The organism is Roseomonas fluvialis (assembly GCF_022846615.1).
Taxonomy (GTDB): domain Bacteria; phylum Pseudomonadota; class Alphaproteobacteria; order Acetobacterales; family Acetobacteraceae; genus Neoroseomonas; species Neoroseomonas fluvialis.
In genome coordinates this window covers 1011230-1028013 of the sequence record NZ_AP025637.1, presented here as the reverse complement: position 1 = coordinate 1028013, position 16784 = coordinate 1011230, and the positions used below count along the sequence as shown (strand labels likewise).

Here is a 16784-nt window from a genome sequence, read left to right as displayed (position 1 = left end):
GCCGTGCTCCAGACCGCGCCCAAAAGGGCGGCCTCGGGCGCGCAGGCGCAGCCGCATGGCGTTGGACCGACGGGGCGGCTCAACCCCGCCGGCGCAGCACGAGCGTCGTCCAGGGCCCGACATCGATGCGGCGTTCCAGCACCACCCCCTGCCGCCGATGCGCCGCCAGAACCATGCGGGCCTGCGTGCCGAGCAGCCCCGCCAGGATCGCCGTCCCGCCCGGGGCCAGGTGCAGCGCCAGATCCCGCGCCATGTCGCACAACGGCCGCGCCAGGATATTCGCGAAGATCAGGTCGTAGCGCACGCCTTTCATCTGCCGCGGCTTCCAGCCATCGGCCAGAATGGCGCGCATGCGCCGCGGCACCAGGCCGTTCAGCCGCGCATTTTGTTCGCAGACCCGCACGGACCAGGGTTCGATGTCGGTGGCGAGAGCACGGCAGGGCAGCATCTTCACCGCCGCCATGGCCAGGATGCCGGATCCGCTGCCGAGGTCGCAGACCGTCCGCGGCCGCCGATGCGCCACGGCCTCGAAGGCGCGCAGGCAGCCCTGGGTGGAGGCGTGTTCGCCGCTGCCAAACGCCAGACCGGCATCGAGCTTCAGCACGATACGCCCGCGCGTGACGGGGTCCGGCACATGAGTCGGGCGGATCAGGAAGCGCCGGCCGATCGGCATTTCCGGAAACGCCTGCACGGTGCGCGCGAGCCAGCCGTCGGCCTCGACCGGCGCGGCCAGCAGCGGCGGCGGATCGATGCCGGCGACGGCGGCGGCGAGCGCCAGCGCGGCGTCCAATTCCGCGTCATGCGCGCCGGCCTCGCGCACGCCTTCGATCCGCCAAGTGTCGGTCGGTTCGTCGCGGAACAGTGCGACGGTGCTGCACACCTGCTGCAACGCCGCCTCGAAGACCGGCACGGCGTGTTCGGGCAGGGCGTCGATGACCAGCGCCTCCAGCGGCTCGGCGCGGCGGCGCGACAGGGATGCGGCGGTATCGGGCCCCGAGGCGCGCATCAGGACTTCTCCACGAAGCGGTCGAGCAAGCGCTTCTCGCCGGCCTTCTCGAAGGCGATGTCGAGGCGATCCTCCTCGACCGCCAGGACGCGGCCGTAGCCGAATTTCTGGTGGAAGACGCGCTCGCCCACGACGAAGACGGAACTCGCCGCGGGGCGTTCCTTCACCTCCCAGGCACCGGCTTCGATCATGCGGCGCGGGCGCTGCGCGAACAGGCCGCCACCGGCGAAGACCGAGGCTTGCGGGCGGGCCTCGCGCTGCGCCGCGCCTTCGCGCTGCACCTGTTCGGCCGGGAGTTCATCGAGGAAGCGCGAGGGCAGTTGCGACTGCCAATTGCCATAGACCATGCGATTGGCAGCATGGCTGATGACCGCGACGCGCCGTGCGCGCGTGATGCCGACATAGGCGAGGCGGCGTTCTTCCTCCAGACCCTTGTCGCCGCCCTCGTCCACGCTGCGGCGGGAAGGAAACACGCCTTCCTCCCAGCCCGGCAGGAAGACCATGTCGAATTCCAGCCCCTTGGCGCCATGCAGCGTCATCAGGCTGACGCGCTCGCCCTCGGCGGCCTCGTCATTCTCCATCACGAGTGCCACGTGTTCGAGGAAGGCCGCCAGGCTCTCGTAGTCGGCCATGGCGCTGACCAGTTCCTTCAGGTTCTCGAGCCGACCCGGCGCCTCGGGCGATTTGTCCTGCTGCCACATGGCGGTGTAGCCGCTCTCATCCAGCAGGGTCTGCGCCATGACCACATGGCCCTGGACGGGCAGGATGGCGCGCCAGCGGTCGAAGCCCTGCATCAGTTCCGACAGCGCGGCGCGGGCGCGGGCGTTCTTGATCGCGCCGGTCTCCAGCGCGCGCGCGGCGGCCAACGCCAGCGGAATCGATTCTGCGCGCGCGATGGCGTGCATCGATGCCATGGCGGTGTCGCCCAGGCCGCGCTTGGGCAAGTTCACGATGCGCTCGAAGGCCAGGTCGTCGGCCGGCTGCGCCACCACGCGGAAATACGCCATGGCGTCGCGGATCTCGGCGCGTTCGTAGAAGCGCGCGCCGCCGACGATCCGGTACGGCACGCCGATCGCGATCAAGCGTTCCTCGAAGGACCGGTTGAGGAAGCCGGCGCGCACCAGGATGGCGATCTCGCTGAGCGACGTGCCAGCGCGCCGTGCGGCTTCGATGCGCTCGCCGACCATGCGGGCTTCCTCGACGCTGTCCCACATCGAGACGACGCGTACCTTGTCGCCATCCGCATCGTTGCGGCCCGCGCGCAGCGTCTTGCCCAGCCGCCCTGCATTGTGCGCGATCAGGCCGGATGCGGCGGCGAGGATCGGCTTGGTGGAACGGTAGTTGGATTCCAGGCGCACGATCGTGGCACCCGGAAAATCCTTCTCGAAGCGCAGGATGTTCTCGATCTCCGCGCCGCGCCAGGAATAGATCGACTGGTCGTCGTCGCCGACGCAGCAGATGTTCCGGTGGCCCTGCGCCAGCAGCCGCAGCCAGTAGTACTGCACCAGGTTGGTGTCCTGGTATTCGTCCACCAGGATGTAGCGGAAGCGCCGGTGGTAGTCGGCCAGGATGTCGGCGTTGTTGCGCAGCAGCGTCACGACATGCAGCAGCAGGTCGCCGAAATCCGCCGCGTTCAGCGCTTTCAAGCGATCCTGGTAGGCGACATACAGCTCCGTGGCGCGCCCGCCCGCATAGTCGGAATCCTCGGCCGGCGTCACGGCCGTCGGTTCGAGCCCACGATCCTTCCAGCGCTGGATCACCGCCATCAGCCCGTTCGCCGGCCAGCGCTTGGTGTCGATGCGCGCGGCGTCCATCACCTGCTTGAGCAGCCGCATCTGGTCGTCGGCATCGAGGATGGTGAAGTTCGAGGACAGCCCGACCTGCTCGGCATGCCGGCGCAACATGCGCGCCGCCAGGGCGTGGAAGGTACCGAGCCACAACCCCTCGGCCGGCTGGCCCAGGATCGCGGAGACACGCTCGCGCATCTCGCGCGCCGCCTTGTTGGTGAAGGTAACGGCCAGCACCTGCGACGGATACGCCTTGCCCTGCAGCAGGATATGGGCGAAGCGCGTCGTCAGCACCCGCGTCTTGCCGGTGCCGGCACCGGCCAGCACCAGCAGCGGCCCGTCCACCGCCTCGACCGCCGCGCGCTGCTCGGGGTTCAGCCGAACCAGGTAGTCCGCGCCGCTCACTGGCAGTTCCCGACCGACCCCGCCGCGCAGATGCGCCGCCCATCGGTCCAGCGCGCCCCGCCCAGCAGAGCGCCCGCCAGGTTCGCACCCGCCAGGTTGGCGCCGGTCAGGTCGGCATCGGTCAGGTCGGTGCGGAACAGCGTGGCGCGGCGCAAATCCGTGCCCACCAGCTTGGCGCGCTGCAGGTTCGCCCGCGTGAGGTCGGCGCTGCGCAGCACCGCGCGCGACAGGTCGGCACCCGCCATCTCGGCCGAGACGAACCGCGCCTCGATCGCATCGGCCTCGACCATCTTGGCGTCGGTCAGCGTCGCGCGTTGGAAGGATGCGTCGCGCAGCAACGCCCCCGACAGGTCCGCCCCTGACAATTCGCTGGCATCGAGCAGGCAGCGGCGCCATTCGACGCGGGGCGCGGGCGGGTCGGTGCAGCCGGCCATGGCAGGAAAGGCCAGCAGGACCAGCCCCGCGATCAGGGTGGGCAGCGAGGATGGTGTCAGCACGCTACGGCATATAGAACCTCGGGCGCATCCCACCAACTGCCAGGCCTGCCGATCCTGTCTCCCCTGCGCTTCCTCGAATGGTCGGCCCGCCAGGGCGGTGCGCTGCTGGCCGGCGGCATCTTCGTGGGGCTGCTGGTTCCGCCACTCGCGGCGCTGTTCCGCGACGTGGTCACCATCACGGTCGCGGGGCTGATGACCCTGGTGCTGCTGCGGGTGGATCTCGCGCAGGTGCTGGCCTATCTGCGCCGGCCGGTGCTGGTGGCGGCACTCACGGCCTGGCTGCTGCTGGCCCTGCCGGTGCTCGCCTATGTCATTGCGATGGCGGCGGGCATGGACGGGCCGTTGGGGGCGGCGCTGGTGATCAGCGCCATGGGCTGCGCTGCCACCTCCTCGCCCGCCTTCGCGCGCCTGGTCGGGCTCGATGGCGAGATCAGCCTGGTGGTGGCGGTGGTCACCACGCTGCTGGTGCCCTTCACGGCGCCGCCGCTGGCGCTCGGGCTGATGGGGATCGACCTCGCGATCTCGCTGCCCGGGTTGATGGCGCGCCTCGCGCTGGTGGTGGGGCTGCCGCTGCTGCTGTCGATCGCGATCCGGCGGCTGGTGGCGGCCCCCACGCTGGCGCGGTTTGGCGGCGCGGTGGATGGCGCGGTGGTGTGGCTGGTGGTGCTGTATGGCTTCGGTGTGATGGACGGGATGCTGGCCCGGCTGCTGGCCGAACCGGCCTGGGTCATGGGCGGCCTGGCGCTCGCCTTCGCGGGGAATTTCGGCATGAACATCGCGACCGCGCTGGCCTTCGCGGCCGCCGGGCGGCGCCTGGCGCTGGCCGGCGGGCTGCTGGCGGGCAACCGCAACATGGCGCTGTTCCTGGCGGTGCTGCCGGCCGCCACCGACGAACGTATCCTGCTGTTCTTCGCGCTGTGCCAGTTCCCGCTGTTCCTCAGCCCCTTCCTGCTGCGCCCCATCTATGCGCGCATCGGCGGCCGCGGACCGTGACCGGCGCGGCGCCGCGCTGGTAGCCTGCGAATCGCACCATGCCCCTAGCCATCCTCCTGGTCCTTGCCGTCCTGTTCGCGCCGCACGGCGCCGCCGCCCAGCCGCGCGAATTCCGCGACTGCCCGGACTGCCCGCTGATGGTCGCGGTGCCGCCGGGCACCTTCACCATGGGCGCCGACGCGGCGGAGGAGCAGCGCGACGGCCTGCCCGCCGAACTGCGCGGCCGTGCGGCCCCCACCCTCCCGGTCACCTTCGCGCGCGGCTTCGCGATCGGGAAATTCCTCGTCACCCGCGCGGAGTTCCTGGCCTTCGCGCAGGCCAGCCGCCGCGCGCCTGGCCAGTCCTGCTGGGGCATGGGGGCGCCGCGCGAGGGCAGCGGCCGCTGGCAGGAACGCCCGCGCACCAGCTGGACCGCCCCCGGCTTCGGTCAGACCCCACAGGACCCGGTGGTCTGCGTGAGCTGGGGCGATGCCACGGCCTATGCGGAATGGCTGTCGCGCCGGACCGGGCGGCGCTACCGCCTGCCCAGCGAAGCCGAATGGGAATACGCGGCGCGCGCCGGCACCAGCGGCCCGCGTCCCTGGACCGAGGAGCCCGCGGCCGCCTGTACCCGCGCCAACCTGCGCGACCTGGCGATGGCCGGCTTCTACGGCGCGACCCAGGATGCGTCCTTCGCGCCGTGCAATGACGGCTTCGTGCAGACCTCGCGCGTCGGCGCCTTCCCGCCCAATGGCTTCGGGCTGCACGACATGCTCGGCAATGTCTGGCAGTGGACGCAGGATTGCTGGAACCCGACGCTGGAGGGCCAGGCGCGGCAGGGCACCCCGCGCCTGACCGGGGATTGCGCGCAGCGCGGGGCGCGCGGCGGGTCCTGGAGCAACGACGTGCGCCTGGTCCGCGCGAGCTTCCGCAACTCCGGCCCGGCCGCGGCGCGAAGTTCCAACACCGGGTTCCGGTTGGTCCGGGCCGACCTGACACCCTAGGAATATTGTCTTGCAGATCGCCGTCTGCGGAGGCTAGGCTGCCCCTCCGGGCAGGAAGGACCCCGCGATGCGGCCTCGTGCCCATCCCCCAACCGGCCGATCCACCCGGCGCGCCGGGTGGTCCCTGCCGCCGCCATGTCATTTGTCCGAAACCGACAGGTCGTGGCGGACCGCCCGGTCAGGGGCGGATCAGCGTGCCCGCCCCGCCATCGGTGAACAATTCGCGCAGCACGGCGTGTGGCACGCGCCCGTCCAGGATCACCGCGCCCTTCACGCCGCGCTCGACCGCGTACATGCACGTCTCGACCTTCGGGATCATGCCGCCGGAGATCCAACCGGCCTCGATGCCGTGCTTCACCTCGGCCACCGACATCTCCGGGATCAGCCGCTTCTCGGGGTCGAGAACGCCGGGCACGTCGGTCAGCATCAGCAGGCGCTCGGCGCCCAGCGCCCCGGCGATCGCGCCGGCCGCGGTGTCGGCGTTGATGTTGTAGGTCTGCCCGTCCTCCCCCACACCGACAGGCGCGACCACGGGGACGATGTCGGCGCCGATCAGCAGGCGCAGCACCTTTGGGTCGACGCTGGCGGGTTCCCCGACATAGCCGAGGTCCAGCACACGCTCGATGTTGCTGTCGGGATCGCGATAGGTGCGGTTCAGCTTGCGCGCGCGGATCAGCCCGCCATCCTTGCCCGAGATGCCCACCGCCAGCACGCCGGCGCGCGTGATGGCCTCGGCCACCTGCTTGTTGACCGGGCCGGCCAGGACCATCTCGACCACGTCGAGCATTTCCTCGTCCGTCACGCGAAGCCCCTGCACGAAGGTGGACTTCACGTTCAGGCGCTTCAGCATGGCGTTGATCTGCGGCCCGCCGCCATGCACCACCACGGGGCTCACGCCCACCTGTTCGAGCAGCGCGATGTCGCGCCCGAAGCGCAGCGCGGTCTCCTCCTCGCCCATCGCGTGGCCGCCGTACTTCACCACCACGATCGCGTCGTCGTAGCGCTTCAGGAAAGGCAGCGCGCCGGAGAGGATCTGCATCGGATCGTTCGGCGTGGCGGTGTCGGTCATGCTGGGCACCTGGCTGGGGTAGCGCGGCGGGGTTTACGCCGGATCGCCGCGCGGGGAAATCACCCGCGGCCCGGCGCGTTGACAGCCGCGCAACGACAGGTTGCAGTCAACGCCATGCGCCTGACGAAGAACGCCGTGCCGCGCCTGGTCGCCGTGCTGCTGCTGGCTGTGCTGGGTGCCTGCGCCGCGCGTACCCAGGCCGGGCGGAGCGAGGCCGCGCCCCAGGTCTGGCGCCCCACCGCCGCCAAGGGCGCCTGGCTGATCGCCGGCCACATGGACACGCAGCGCGTCCCCGCCGGCATCGCCACCACGCCGCGGCACGAGGTGGTCATCACCGTCAACGGCACCCCGGCGATGCGCGCCGAGATGCCGCGCGACCGCCCCGTGGAACTCTCGGGCAGCGCCGAAGGGTCCGCGCTGGCCGCGATGTGCGCCCCGCGCATGCTGGCCCGCGCGACGGTCGAGGTGACCTGCCTGGTGCTGGTCGACAACGAGCGTGCGGCATCCCTGGTATTCACCGCCGGCACCAGGCGGTCGGCGTGACGCGGGCCGCGACCGGCCGGAGGCCCCGCCCATGACCGCGCGCCGCATGCACATGGTCGCCTACCTCAAGACCGGGCCGACGGCGAACCACCCGGGGGCCTGGCGGCACCCCGAGGCAGCGCTCGACGACATCTTCGACCCGGCGCGCTACGAGCACATCGCCCGCGTGCTGGAAGACGCGCGCTTCGACGCCTGCTTCTACGCCGACACCTTCGGCCTGCCGGACATCCACGGCGGAAATTTCGACGCCTATCTGCGGATGGGCGGGCAGATCAGCTACCTCGATCCGCTGGTGGTGCTGCCGATCATGGCGCGGGTGACGAAGCACCTGGGCCTGGGTGCCACGCTGTCGACCACGCTGCTGCATCCCTACTGGATCGCGCGCACGCTCGCTTCGCTCGATCTGCTCAGCGGCGGGCGGATGGCGTGGAACATCGTGACCTCGGCGACTGATCTCGAGGCGCGCAACTTCGGGATGGACGGCATCGCGGCGAAGAACGAACGCTACGACCGCGCCGAGGAGGTGGTCGCCGCCTGCAACGCGCTGTGGGAGTCGTGGGACGACGGCGCGATGGTGGCCGACCGCGAGGGCGGCGTGTTCATCGACCCGTCGAAGGTGCGCTACACGAACTACGAAGGCCGCTACGTGCGCACGCGCGGGCCGCTGGCCATGCCGCGCACGCCGCAGGTGCGCCCGGTGTTCATGCAGGCGGGGTCGTCCGATCGCGGGCGGGACTTCGCGGCGCGTTGGGCGGAGCTGGTGTTCTGCACGCCGAACACCATGGCGGACGGCATCGCCTTCACCACCGACCTCAAGGCACGCATGGCGAAGTTCGGCCGTGCGCCGCAGGACTGCAAGGTTCTGCCATCCTTCATGACGGTGATCGGCGAGACGCAGTCGATCGCGCAGGAGAAGTACGAATACCTGCAGTCACTGATCGATCCCGACGCGCAGCGGATGTTGAATTCGGCACTGATGGGCGTGGACTTGTCGAAGGTGGCCTCGCCCGAGGAGATGCGCGCGCGCCAGGGCAACCAGGGGATCGTGGGCTCGCAGGACCGCGTGCTGCAGGTGATGAAGGCCGAGGGCATCGCCTTCCAGGATGCGGTGGCGAAGCCCCGCTCGCTGCTGGTCGGCACGCCGTCGTCGATCGCGGACACCCTGGAGGAATGGTTCACCGCCGACGCCTGCGACGGCTTCATCATCACGCCGACGGTGCATCCGCGGATGTTCGAGGAATTCTGCCGGCTGGTGGTGCCGGAATTGCAGCGGCGCGGGCTGTTCCGGCGGGAATATGCGGGGGCGACGCTGCGGGAGAACCTCGCGCGGGGGTGACAGCGGAGGACATTGTGATTCTGCGTTGCACCACGAGCCGAAGACGCTCCGAATCCTGGAGCTTGATGGGGCACCATCGGCATTCTGCGGTGTGGATTGGCAGGATCCGCCGGATGCTTCGAGCATTGTTTGCGACGTGCCTTGTCATCGCGGTGACGACGCCGCCCGCGACGGCTCAGACCGTCGTCGACCGTGAGTCGTGGCGTCCTTCATTCGAGCATGATCCGCAGGGCGGCGTGCTCTGCGCTTGGAGCATCTATATCGTGATCCAGCGGGTCGGCGCCGTTTGCTTCCCGGAGGAGCGGACATTTCAGACAACTATCGACGAAGCCGTGCGCCGCCTGGACGATTTCATCATCGTGAACATGCCGACTTCTCGCCAGGTTCTGGACGAAGCCAGAAGTGCGGGGCTCCGAATGTCTCGCGTCGACGCGGGGCTTGGTCAGCGTTGTTCGAGTAGCGATCGCGGACTTCGCGATGTGCTCGCTCTGCATCGCCAGCTTCGCTCGCGCGATCCCGAACTGATGCGGGCAGAAATAGATCGGCTCCTCGCAACGCCGCGGCGCCCGACCATGAACCCCTGCCTGTAGCGCTCCGGTTCACGCCGCCAGCGCCGCCACCTCCGCACGCAACTCATCGATCCCCTGCCCGGTCCGGCTGCTCGTCACCAGCACCAGCGGATGCCCCGCCGTATGCTCGCGCGCCAGCGCCTGTGCCTCCGCGAAGCGCGTGGCCATCTTCACCGGCCCGACCTCATCGGCCTTGGTCAGCACGATCTGGAAGGCCACCGCGGCATCGTTCAGCAGTTCCATCGCGGCGCGGTCGGCGGTTTTCGTCTCGATGCGCGCATCGAGCAGCAGCATCACCCGCACCAGGTTCGGCCGGCCGCGCAGGTAGTCGAACATCATGCCCTGCCAGTCGCGCTGCAGGTCCTTCGAGGCCTTGGCGTAGCCGTAGCCCGGGAGGTCCACCACCACCAGGCGTTCGGCCAGGTTGAAGAAGTTGAGCTGGCGCGTGCGCCCCGGTGTCTGCGACACGCGCGCCAGCGCCTTCTGCCCGGTCACGGCGTTGATCAGTGACGACTTGCCGACGTTGGACCGCCCGCAGAAGGCCACTTCCGGCAGGCCGGGCGGGGGAAGTTGCTCGGGCTTCTGCGCCGCGTGAAAGAAGGTGCAGGGGCGCGCGAACAGCAGCCGCCCCGCTTCGATCAGCGCTGCGCGTTCCGCGTCATCCCTGGCTTCCGAAAGCCCCGTCATTCCCTGCCCTTGCCTGGATGGGCCGTGCCATGTGCGTTGGCGCGCCTTGGTGACAAAGCACGAGACAGGGGAGTTCCCTCCCCCGCCGCCTACTTCTTCTTCGCCGCCTTCGCCGCCGCCCGGTCGTGCCGCATGATGTAGTATTGCTGCGCGACCGACAGCGTGTTGTTCCAGGCCCAGTAGATGATCAGCCCCGCCGGGAACGACGCCAGCATGAAGGTGAAGATGATCGGCATCCAGGCGAAGATCTTGGCCTGGATGGGATCCGGTGGCTGCGGGTTCAGCTTCTGCTGCACCCACATGGTCACACCCATGATGAGCGCCCAGGCCGGCATGTGCAGGAAGCTGCTGTAGTGCATCGGGTCGAACGGCAGCAGCCCGAACAGGTTGAACAGGTTGGTCGGGTCCGGTGCCGACAAATCGTGGATCCAGCCGAAGAAGGGCTGGTGGCGCATTTCGATGGTGACGAACAGCGCCTTGTATAGCGCGAAGAAGACCGGGATCTGGATCAGGATGGGTAGGCAGCCCGAAGCCGGGTTGACCTTCTCGGCGCGGTACAGCGCCATCATCTCGGCCTGCGCCTTCTGCGGCTCGTCCTTGTAGCGTTCGCGCAGCTCGGTCATTTTCGGCGCGAGCACCTTCATCCGCGCCATCGAATGATAGGCCTTGTTGGCCAGCGGGAAGAACGCCGCCTTGATCAGCACCGTGAAGATCAGGATGGCGACGCCGAAGTTGCCGGTCATCCGGAACAGCCAGTCCAGCGCCAGGAAGAATGGCTTCACCAGGAAGTAGAACCAGCCGAAGTCGATCGCCTTGTCGAAGTCGGTGATGATCAGCCGGTCCATGTAACCGTCGAGCAGGTGCACTTCCTTGGCACCGGCGAACAGCCGTGTGGGCATGGACCCCGTTGCACCCGGTGCAACGGCGACCGGCGCGGGCGGCGCCATGTCCACCTGCCAGCGGTCGCCCGCCGCCCCGGCGCCCTCGCTGACCGCGCGGTACGAAGCGCGCAGTGTCTGGTCGGGTGCGGCCGGCATGACCGCGGCCAGCCAGTACTTGTCGGTGATGCCGGCCCACCCGCCGGTGGTCTCCTGGTCGAGCGCGGTGCCGCCGCGCCGCGCGCCTTCGGACTTCGCGTCGGAATAGGTCACCTCGCGCAGGCGCCCGCCCAGAACGCCGGTGAAGCCCTCATGCAGGATGAAGAAGCCGGCCAGCTGCGGCGTGTGTTCGCGCCGGATGCGCACCCAGGGCAGCACCGAGATCGCCTCGGTGCCGCTGTTGCGCACGCGCTGGTCCGCCGTGATCATGTATTCGGCATCGAGCGCGAGGACGATCTCGAAGACCTGCCCCTGGCCATTGTCCCAGGACAGCGTCACCGGCTGGTTGGGTGCGAGCGGCCCGCCGGTTGCGGTCCAGTCGGTGTCGCCATCGGGCACGCGCGTGCGGCCATCGGCGGCGGTCCAGCCCCATTGCGCGAAATACGGGTTGGCGCCGTCGCGCGGCGCGAACAGTCGGACCTGCGGCGAATTGGGCGCCAGCGTCTCGCGATAGGTGGTGAAGACCAGGTCATCCAGCCGCGCGCCACGCAGGTTCAGGCTGCCGGCCACGCGCGGGTTGCTGATCTGGATGCGCGCCGCGGGCGGGCGGTCGGGGGTGGCGGTCGCCTCCGTGCGTGCCGGCGCGGCGGGCATCGGCACGCCGGGCGCACCCGCCGCGGGTGCGGGCACGGGCACCGGGACCGCGGTCTGCGATGCGGGCGCGCTCACCGGCGGGACCGGCGGACGGTTCGTGCGGTTCCATACGTCGAAGATCAGCAGGATGCCGATCGAGAGCGCGATGGCCGCGAAAAGGCGCTTCTGGTCCACGGAATCTCAGCCCTTCGGCGCTGGAGCAGGTCCCGATCCGGTGGGCGCACCATGATCGGGCAGGGATGCTCGCGAGTACGGAGTATCGGCAGGGGGCACCGGGTCGAAGCCGCCCGGATGCCAGGGATTGCAGCGAAGGATACGCCGCGCGGTCAGCCCGGCGCCACGCAGCGCGCCATGGGTGCCGAGCGCCTCGAGCGCGTAGTCGCTGCAGGACGGGTAGTGTCGGCAATGGCTGCCGATGATGCCGCGAAGCGTGTAGCGGTACGCATGCACGCAGCCCTTCAGCACGGCGGCGGGGGCGGTCGTCATGGCGTGACCCCGGCCTGGCGCAGCGCACCGCGCAGGTCGGCCACCAGCGTCCTGAAGTCGCGCCCGCGAGTGCCGTCGCGGCCGATCAGCACCAGGTCCCAGCCCTCGATCGCCGGCATCGCGAGGCGCGCGGCTTCCTTGAGGCGGCGCCGCGTGCGGTTGCGCACTACGGCATTGCCGACCTTCTTGGTAACGGTGAATCCGATACGCAGCTGGCCGGCCTCGCCAGGCGCGGCCTGCAGCACGAGCCCCGGCCTTGCCGCACGCTTCCCGCGCGAGGCCACGCGCAGGAAATCGCGGCGCTTCTTCAGGCGACCGGCGGGCGCACCCGAGCGGGGCGGGGCCGGATCGGCGGCTCCCGACATGCGAGGCTCCCCGCGGCGTGCTCGGTCAGGCCGACAGGCGCTTGCGGCCCTTGGCGCGACGGTTGGCAAGCACCTTGCGGCCGCCCACCGTGGCAGTGCGCGCGCGGAACCCGTGCCGGCGCTTCCGGACAAGCTTGGAGGGCTGGTAGGTACGCTTCACGACAAGTCTCCTGAACCTCGGTACTGGCCTGCTGGCGGCGCCGCCAGCAGGACGCGCCGGCGGTAACCCAGTGAAGGGGTGCCCCGGCGAGGGGCCGACGTATAGGGAGGGGGATCGCCAGGCGTCAACCGCGCAGCGCCGCCCGGGCACGTAACTCTTGAGGAAAAGGCGCCGAACACTGGCCGACATGAACACTCCGAGGCCCCGCGCGACCCTGGCCAGGTTCTGGCCGCTGCTGCTGCTGGCGGCGCTGGTGGCGGGTGCCTGGGCGTCCGGCGCCACCCGGCTGCTGTCCTTCGAAGCGCTGGGCCAGCATCGCGCGGCCCTGGATGGCTGGGTGGCGGCGCGCCCGGTGGTCGCGGCCGGGGCCTATGTGCTGGCCTATGTGGGGGTGGTGGCGCTGTCGCTGCCCGGCGGGGTGGTCATGACACTGGCCGGCGGGCTGCTGTTCGGCCCCTGGGTCGGTACGGCGCTGACCGTCGTGGGTGCGACGGTCGGCGCCTGCCTGCTGTTCCTCGCGGCCCGCAGCGCCCTGGCACCGCTGGTCGCCGGACGCGCGGCGGGGCTGGTCGACCGGATCCGGCCGGGACTCGAGCGCGATGGCTTCTTCTACCTGCTGACGCTGCGGCTGATCCCGGTGGTGCCCTTCTGGCTGGCCAACCTGGCGCCGGCGCTGGTGGGCATGCCCTTCGGGGCCTACGCCGCAGCGACGTTCCTCGGCATCATTCCAGGCACGGCGGTTTTCTCCGGCATCGGAGCCGGGCTGGGCGATATCCTGGCGGCCGGCGGGCGGCCGGAACTCGGGATCATCTTCTCTCCGCCCATCCTGCTGCCGCTGCTGGGGCTGGCGGCACTTTCCCTGATCGGCGCCTGGTGGCGAAAAAGGAACAGCAATGCCTGACGTGGACGTGGCGATCATCGGGGCGGGTGCGGCGGGGCTGTCGGTGGCGGCCATCTCGGCAGGGCTCGGCCTCAAGGTCGCGCTGTTCGAACGCGGCGAGATGGGCGGGGACTGCCTGAACTATGGCTGCGTGCCATCGAAGGCGCTGCTGGCGGCCGGCCACGCCGCGGCCGAGGCGCGGCGCGCGCCGCGCTTCGGCGTGCATGCCGGCGATCCGCGCATCGACTGGGCCGGCGTGCGCGCGCATGTGCACGGTGCCATCTCCGCCATCGCCCCCAATGATTCCGCCGAGCGCTTCCGCGGCATGGGCATCGACGTGGTGCGCGCCACTGCCCGCTTCGTGGCGCGCGACGCGATCGAGGCCGGCGGCCGACGCTATGCGTTCCGCCGCGCCGTCGTCGCCGCCGGTTCGGCCGCGGTGGTGCCGCCGATCCCGGGCCTTGCGGAGGTGCCCTTCCTGACCAACGAGACGCTGTTTGGCCTGCCGGAGAAGCCCGGCCACCTGGTCATCATCGGCGGTGGGCCGATCGGGCTCGAGATGGCGCAGGCCCATGCGCGCCTGGGCTGCCGCGTGAGCGTCATCGAGGCGGTGTCCATCGCCGCGCGCGAGGAACCGGAATGCGTCGGCCCGCTGCGCGCCGCGCTGGTGGCCGATGGCGTGGCCCTGCACGAGGGCGCGCGAGTGGCCCGCGTGGAGGGCGATCAGGCGGGCGTTGCGGTGGTGCTGGCCGATGGCGGGCGCATCGCGGGGACGCACCTGCTGCTGGCGGTGGGCCGCGCGCCGCGGCTCGATGCGCTGGGGCTCGAGGCCGGCGGGGTGGCCTTCGGACCGCGCGGCATCAGCACGGACCTGGCGCTACGGTCCACCACGAACCGTCGCGTCTGGGCGGCGGGGGACATCGCCGACCCCGTCGGCCTCGGCCCGCGCGCCTTCACCCATGTCTGCTCGCAGCACGCCGGCATCATCGCGCGCGGCATGATCTTCCGCCTGCCGGCGAAGCTCTCCTACGACGCTCTGCCGCGCGTCACCTATACCGACCCCGAGGTCGCGCAGATCGGCCCGACCGAAGCGGAGCTGCGCGCCGCGGGGCGCGACGACCTCACGATCCTACGCTGGCCGTTGGCGGAGAACGACCGCCTGATCGCCGAAGGCCGCACGGAAGGCCTGGTCAAGCTGGTGGCGGACAGGAAGGGGCGGCTGCTCGGTGCCTCGCTGGTCGGCGCGGGCGTGGGCAACATGGCAGGGATGTACGCGCTGATGATCGGGCGGAAGCTGTCGACGCTCGCGGGCGCGGTGCTGCCCTATCCGACGGCGCAGGAGGCGGGAAAGCGGGCGGCGGGGGATTTCTACACGCCGAAGCTGTTGTCGGCACCGGTGAAGCGGGCGGTCGGGTTGCTGAAGTACCTGCCTTAGGCGAGGGGGCCTGCCCCCTCGACCCCCGCCAAGGGGCAGCCGCCCCTTGGATCCGGGGCCAGCTGGTTCCCGCTGTTCAGGGGGCCGCAGCCCCCTGGTGGGGGACCACGAGGGGGTGAAACCCTCTCGGTGTCACGCCGCCCGAATGCCGGCGAGGAACCCATCGACCTGGCCGCGCAGCCGTTCGGATTGCTCGGCCAGTTCTGTGGAGGCGCCCCGCAGGTCCTGCGCGGCACCACCGGTGCGTTCGGCACCCTCCTTCACGCCGATGGCGCTGCGCGAGGCCTCCTGCGTGCCCTGCGCAGCCTCGGCCACGGCACGGCCGATCTCCTGCGTCGCGGCGGCCTGCTGCTCGGACGCGGCGGCGACCTGCGCGGTGTTGGCGTTCAACTCCTCGATCGTGCGGGCGATGGCGGCAATCGCCTCCACCGTGCGACCCGTCTCGGTCTGCATGGCGTTGATCTGCGCGGCGATCTCCTCGGTCGCCTTGGCGGTCTGGGTTGCGAGATTCTTCACCTCGCTCGCGACCACGGCGAAGCCCTTGCCCGCCTCCCCCGCACGCGCGGCCTCGATCGTGGCATTCAGCGCCAGCAGGTTGGTCTGGCCCGCGATGTCGCTGATCAGGCGCACCACGTCGCCGATCTTGTTCGCGGCCTCGGCCAGGCCGCGCACGGTCGAGTCGGTGTCGCGCGCCGCATCGGCAGCGCGATTGGTGATACCGGCGGTATCGCGCACCTGGCGCGCCACCTCGGCGATGGAGGCCGCCAGTTCCTCGGTCGAGGCCGCGACGGTCTGCACGTTGACGCTCGCCTGCTCGGAGGCGGCGGCGACGACGGTCGCCTGGCGCGTTCCGTCCTCGGCCGTCTCGCTCATGCTGGAGGCGGTGGCCGAAAGCTCGGTGGCGGCGGCGCTGACGGTGCGCAGCACGGCGGTGGCCTCGGCCTCGAAGGATTGCACCAGGGTCTCGATGCGGCTTGCGCGTTCGGCGGCACGGCGTTCGTTCTCCTGCTGCTGCGTGGCCAACCGGTCCGCCTCGCGCAACCCGTCTCGGCAGGCATCGAGGGCCCGCGCCATGGCGCCGATCTCGTCGCCGTCCTTCGTCTCGGCCAGGTCGAAGGCGTAGTCGCGGCGCGCCAGGCGGTCGAGTGCGACCGAGAGGTTGGCGGTGCGCCCGGCAATGCCGCGGGCTATGGCCCAGGCCATGGCGCCACCGAACAGCAGAGAGATGGCGGCGCTGACCAGGAGCAGCGTCTCGCCCCAACGGATCGACGCGTAGGCCTCATTCGCGGTGATGTCGGCACCGCGGCGGTTGTAGTCGACGAGTTCCATCGCCGCCGCGGCGTGCTGGTCGAAGGCCGCGCGACCGCTGGCGATCGCGGCGACGATGGCCTCCTGCGAGCCGGTCGCCACCGCCCGCATCAAGCCGGCATGGGAGGACAGGACATCGGCTTCCAAGCGCTTTGTCCGGTCCGCCATGCGGCGTTCCTCGGCGCTCGAGATCAAGGGTTCGTAGTCGCGCCAATGGGTCTGGAGCGCCGTCATGACACCCTCGATCTCGCGGGCGCGGCGCTGGCGGACCTCGGGGTCGGTATAGGCGGCGAGGGCGAGTTCGGCGCGGCGCACCTCCAGCGCCGCGCCGCGGTAGCGGTTCACGGCGTCGATCGAGGCAAGCCAGTTGTCGCGGATGGTGCTGACGTCGCTCTCGACGCTGCGCAGCGTGACGACACCGGCGCCGGCCATCAGGGCCATCAGTAGCAGGACAAAGCCGAAACTCCCGAACAGCCTGGTACGGATGGTGAATTTTGCAAGCATCGCGGTTCTCCTGATCGCCCGCCACTCGCCCGGCGGACCCTCGATGCGTAAGTGTCGATGAATTGAATGATCGACGGGTT

The 16784-nt window shown here is 70.5% G+C and carries 17 protein-coding genes; 7 read left to right on the top strand and 10 right to left on the bottom strand.

The annotated features are described in order from the left end of the window. Nucleotides 1-79 precede the first annotated feature (79 nt). Genes MWM08_RS05025 through MWM08_RS05015 form a run of 3 tightly spaced genes read right to left on the bottom strand, consistent with a single transcriptional unit; the run spans nt 80 to nt 3695 of the window. The gene (locus tag MWM08_RS05025) at nt 80-1006 is read right to left on the bottom strand and encodes a 50S ribosomal protein L11 methyltransferase (protein WP_244458376.1); all 927 of its coding nucleotides are present in this window, start codon (nt 1004-1006) and stop codon (nt 80-82) included. After that, nucleotides 1006-3198, bottom strand: coding sequence for an ATP-dependent helicase (locus MWM08_RS05020; protein WP_244458375.1), 2193 nt, complete (start codon nt 3196-3198; stop codon nt 1006-1008). The genes MWM08_RS05025 and MWM08_RS05020 overlap by 1 nt, the downstream gene beginning before the upstream one ends. Further along, nucleotides 3195-3695 carry a pentapeptide repeat-containing protein gene (locus tag MWM08_RS05015; RefSeq protein ID WP_341482855.1) on the bottom strand — a complete coding sequence of 167 codons (501 nt, stop codon included), beginning with the start codon at nt 3693-3695 and terminating at the stop codon, nt 3195-3197. Before MWM08_RS05015 ends, MWM08_RS05020 begins: the two co-directional genes overlap by 4 nt. Before the next feature lie 123 nt (nt 3696-3818). On the opposite strand from MWM08_RS05015, the gene MWM08_RS05010 reads away from it, so the two are divergent. Together MWM08_RS05010 and MWM08_RS05005 are read left to right on the top strand one after the other, a co-directional pair. Then, a complete protein-coding gene (locus tag MWM08_RS05010; protein ID WP_244458374.1) occupies nt 3819-4688 on the top strand; it encodes a hypothetical protein in 870 nt (289 codons plus the stop codon). Between the two features lie 38 nt (nt 4689-4726). Further along, the gene (locus tag MWM08_RS05005) at nt 4727-5671 is read left to right on the top strand and encodes a formylglycine-generating enzyme family protein (RefSeq protein WP_244458373.1); all 945 of its coding nucleotides are present in this window, start codon (nt 4727-4729) and stop codon (nt 5669-5671) included. A 178-nt stretch (nt 5672-5849) separates the two neighbouring features. Here the strand turns inward: MWM08_RS05005 and argB are convergent, their stop codons facing one another. Beyond that, entirely contained in the window at nt 5850-6740 is an 891-nt protein-coding gene (argB, locus tag MWM08_RS05000) for an acetylglutamate kinase (RefSeq protein WP_244458372.1), read from the bottom strand. A 114-nt stretch (nt 6741-6854) separates the two neighbouring features. Here argB and MWM08_RS04995 point away from each other — a divergent pair, with 114 nt between their 5' ends. From MWM08_RS04995 to MWM08_RS04985, 3 genes are all read left to right on the top strand, one after another. Continuing rightward, nucleotides 6855-7283 carry a hypothetical protein gene (locus tag MWM08_RS04995; protein WP_244458371.1) on the top strand — a complete coding sequence of 143 codons (429 nt, stop codon included), beginning with the start codon at nt 6855-6857 and terminating at the stop codon, nt 7281-7283. Between the two features lie 31 nt (nt 7284-7314). Then, the gene (locus MWM08_RS04990) at nt 7315-8619 is read left to right on the top strand and encodes an NtaA/DmoA family FMN-dependent monooxygenase (RefSeq protein WP_244458370.1); all 1305 of its coding nucleotides are present in this window, start codon (nt 7315-7317) and stop codon (nt 8617-8619) included. 113 nt (nt 8620-8732) lie between these two features. After that, on the top strand, nt 8733-9209 hold the full coding sequence (locus tag MWM08_RS04985; RefSeq protein WP_244458369.1) for a hypothetical protein: 477 nt from the start codon (nt 8733-8735) through the stop codon (nt 9207-9209). A 9-nt stretch (nt 9210-9218) separates the two neighbouring features. On the opposite strand, the gene yihA is transcribed toward MWM08_RS04985, so the two are convergent. The 5 genes from yihA to rpmH form a co-directional block, all read right to left on the bottom strand. Then, nucleotides 9219-9875: a ribosome biogenesis GTP-binding protein YihA/YsxC gene (yihA, locus tag MWM08_RS04980; protein ID WP_244458368.1), complete on the bottom strand. Its 657-nt coding sequence runs from the start codon at nt 9873-9875 to the stop codon at nt 9219-9221. A gap of 89 nt (nt 9876-9964) precedes the next feature. Next, nucleotides 9965-11740 carry a membrane protein insertase YidC gene (yidC, locus tag MWM08_RS04975; protein ID WP_244458367.1) on the bottom strand — a complete coding sequence of 592 codons (1776 nt, stop codon included), beginning with the start codon at nt 11738-11740 and terminating at the stop codon, nt 9965-9967. A 6-nt stretch (nt 11741-11746) separates the two neighbouring features. Beyond that, on the bottom strand, nt 11747-12052 hold the full coding sequence (yidD, locus tag MWM08_RS04970) for a membrane protein insertion efficiency factor YidD (RefSeq protein ID WP_244458366.1): 306 nt from the start codon (nt 12050-12052) through the stop codon (nt 11747-11749). Continuing rightward, the gene (rnpA, locus tag MWM08_RS04965; protein WP_244458365.1) at nt 12049-12417 is read right to left on the bottom strand and encodes a ribonuclease P protein component; all 369 of its coding nucleotides are present in this window, start codon (nt 12415-12417) and stop codon (nt 12049-12051) included. The genes yidD and rnpA overlap by 4 nt, the downstream gene beginning before the upstream one ends. Before the next feature lie 25 nt (nt 12418-12442). Continuing rightward, nucleotides 12443-12577: a 50S ribosomal protein L34 gene (rpmH, locus tag MWM08_RS04960; protein ID WP_198371839.1), complete on the bottom strand. Its 135-nt coding sequence runs from the start codon at nt 12575-12577 to the stop codon at nt 12443-12445. Between the two features lie 187 nt (nt 12578-12764). Here rpmH and MWM08_RS04955 point away from each other — a divergent pair, with 187 nt between their 5' ends. Both MWM08_RS04955 and MWM08_RS04950 read left to right on the top strand, forming a co-directional pair. Next, nucleotides 12765-13478: a TVP38/TMEM64 family protein gene (locus tag MWM08_RS04955; protein WP_244458364.1), complete on the top strand. Its 714-nt coding sequence runs from the start codon at nt 12765-12767 to the stop codon at nt 13476-13478. After that, entirely contained in the window at nt 13471-14892 is a 1422-nt protein-coding gene (locus MWM08_RS04950) for a dihydrolipoyl dehydrogenase family protein (RefSeq protein WP_244458363.1), read from the top strand. Before MWM08_RS04955 ends, MWM08_RS04950 begins: the two co-directional genes overlap by 8 nt. Nucleotides 14893-15024: 132 nt before the next feature. On the opposite strand, the gene MWM08_RS04945 is transcribed toward MWM08_RS04950, so the two are convergent. Next, a complete protein-coding gene (locus tag MWM08_RS04945) occupies nt 15025-16704 on the bottom strand; it encodes a methyl-accepting chemotaxis protein (RefSeq protein WP_244458362.1) in 1680 nt (559 codons plus the stop codon). Between the last annotated feature and the right edge of the window lie 80 nt (nt 16705-16784).

What these genes read in the sequence shown, in the direction of transcription:
- MWM08_RS04945 (WP_244458362.1), bottom strand. Translation starts at nt 16,704, where the DNA reads ATGCTTGCAAAATTCACCATCCGTACCAGGCTGTTCGGGAGTTTCGGC.
- yihA (WP_244458368.1), bottom strand. Translation starts at nt 9,875, where the DNA reads ATGACGGGGCTTTCGGAAGCCAGGGATGACGCGGAACGCGCAGCGCTG.
- MWM08_RS04955 (WP_244458364.1), top strand. Translation starts at nt 12,765, where the DNA reads ATGAACACTCCGAGGCCCCGCGCGACCCTGGCCAGGTTCTGGCCGCTG.
- rnpA (WP_244458365.1), bottom strand. Translation starts at nt 12,417, where the DNA reads ATGTCGGGAGCCGCCGATCCGGCCCCGCCCCGCTCGGGTGCGCCCGCC.
- MWM08_RS05005 (WP_244458373.1), top strand. Translation starts at nt 4,727, where the DNA reads ATGCCCCTAGCCATCCTCCTGGTCCTTGCCGTCCTGTTCGCGCCGCAC.
- argB (WP_244458372.1), bottom strand. Translation starts at nt 6,740, where the DNA reads ATGACCGACACCGCCACGCCGAACGATCCGATGCAGATCCTCTCCGGC.
- MWM08_RS05025 (WP_244458376.1), bottom strand. Translation starts at nt 1,006, where the DNA reads ATGCGCGCCTCGGGGCCCGATACCGCCGCATCCCTGTCGCGCCGCCGC.
- yidD (WP_244458366.1), bottom strand. Translation starts at nt 12,052, where the DNA reads ATGACGACCGCCCCCGCCGCCGTGCTGAAGGGCTGCGTGCATGCGTAC.
- MWM08_RS04950 (WP_244458363.1), top strand. Translation starts at nt 13,471, where the DNA reads ATGCCTGACGTGGACGTGGCGATCATCGGGGCGGGTGCGGCGGGGCTG.
- MWM08_RS04990 (WP_244458370.1), top strand. Translation starts at nt 7,315, where the DNA reads ATGACCGCGCGCCGCATGCACATGGTCGCCTACCTCAAGACCGGGCCG.
- MWM08_RS04985 (WP_244458369.1), top strand. Translation starts at nt 8,733, where the DNA reads ATGCTTCGAGCATTGTTTGCGACGTGCCTTGTCATCGCGGTGACGACG.
- MWM08_RS04995 (WP_244458371.1), top strand. Translation starts at nt 6,855, where the DNA reads ATGCGCCTGACGAAGAACGCCGTGCCGCGCCTGGTCGCCGTGCTGCTG.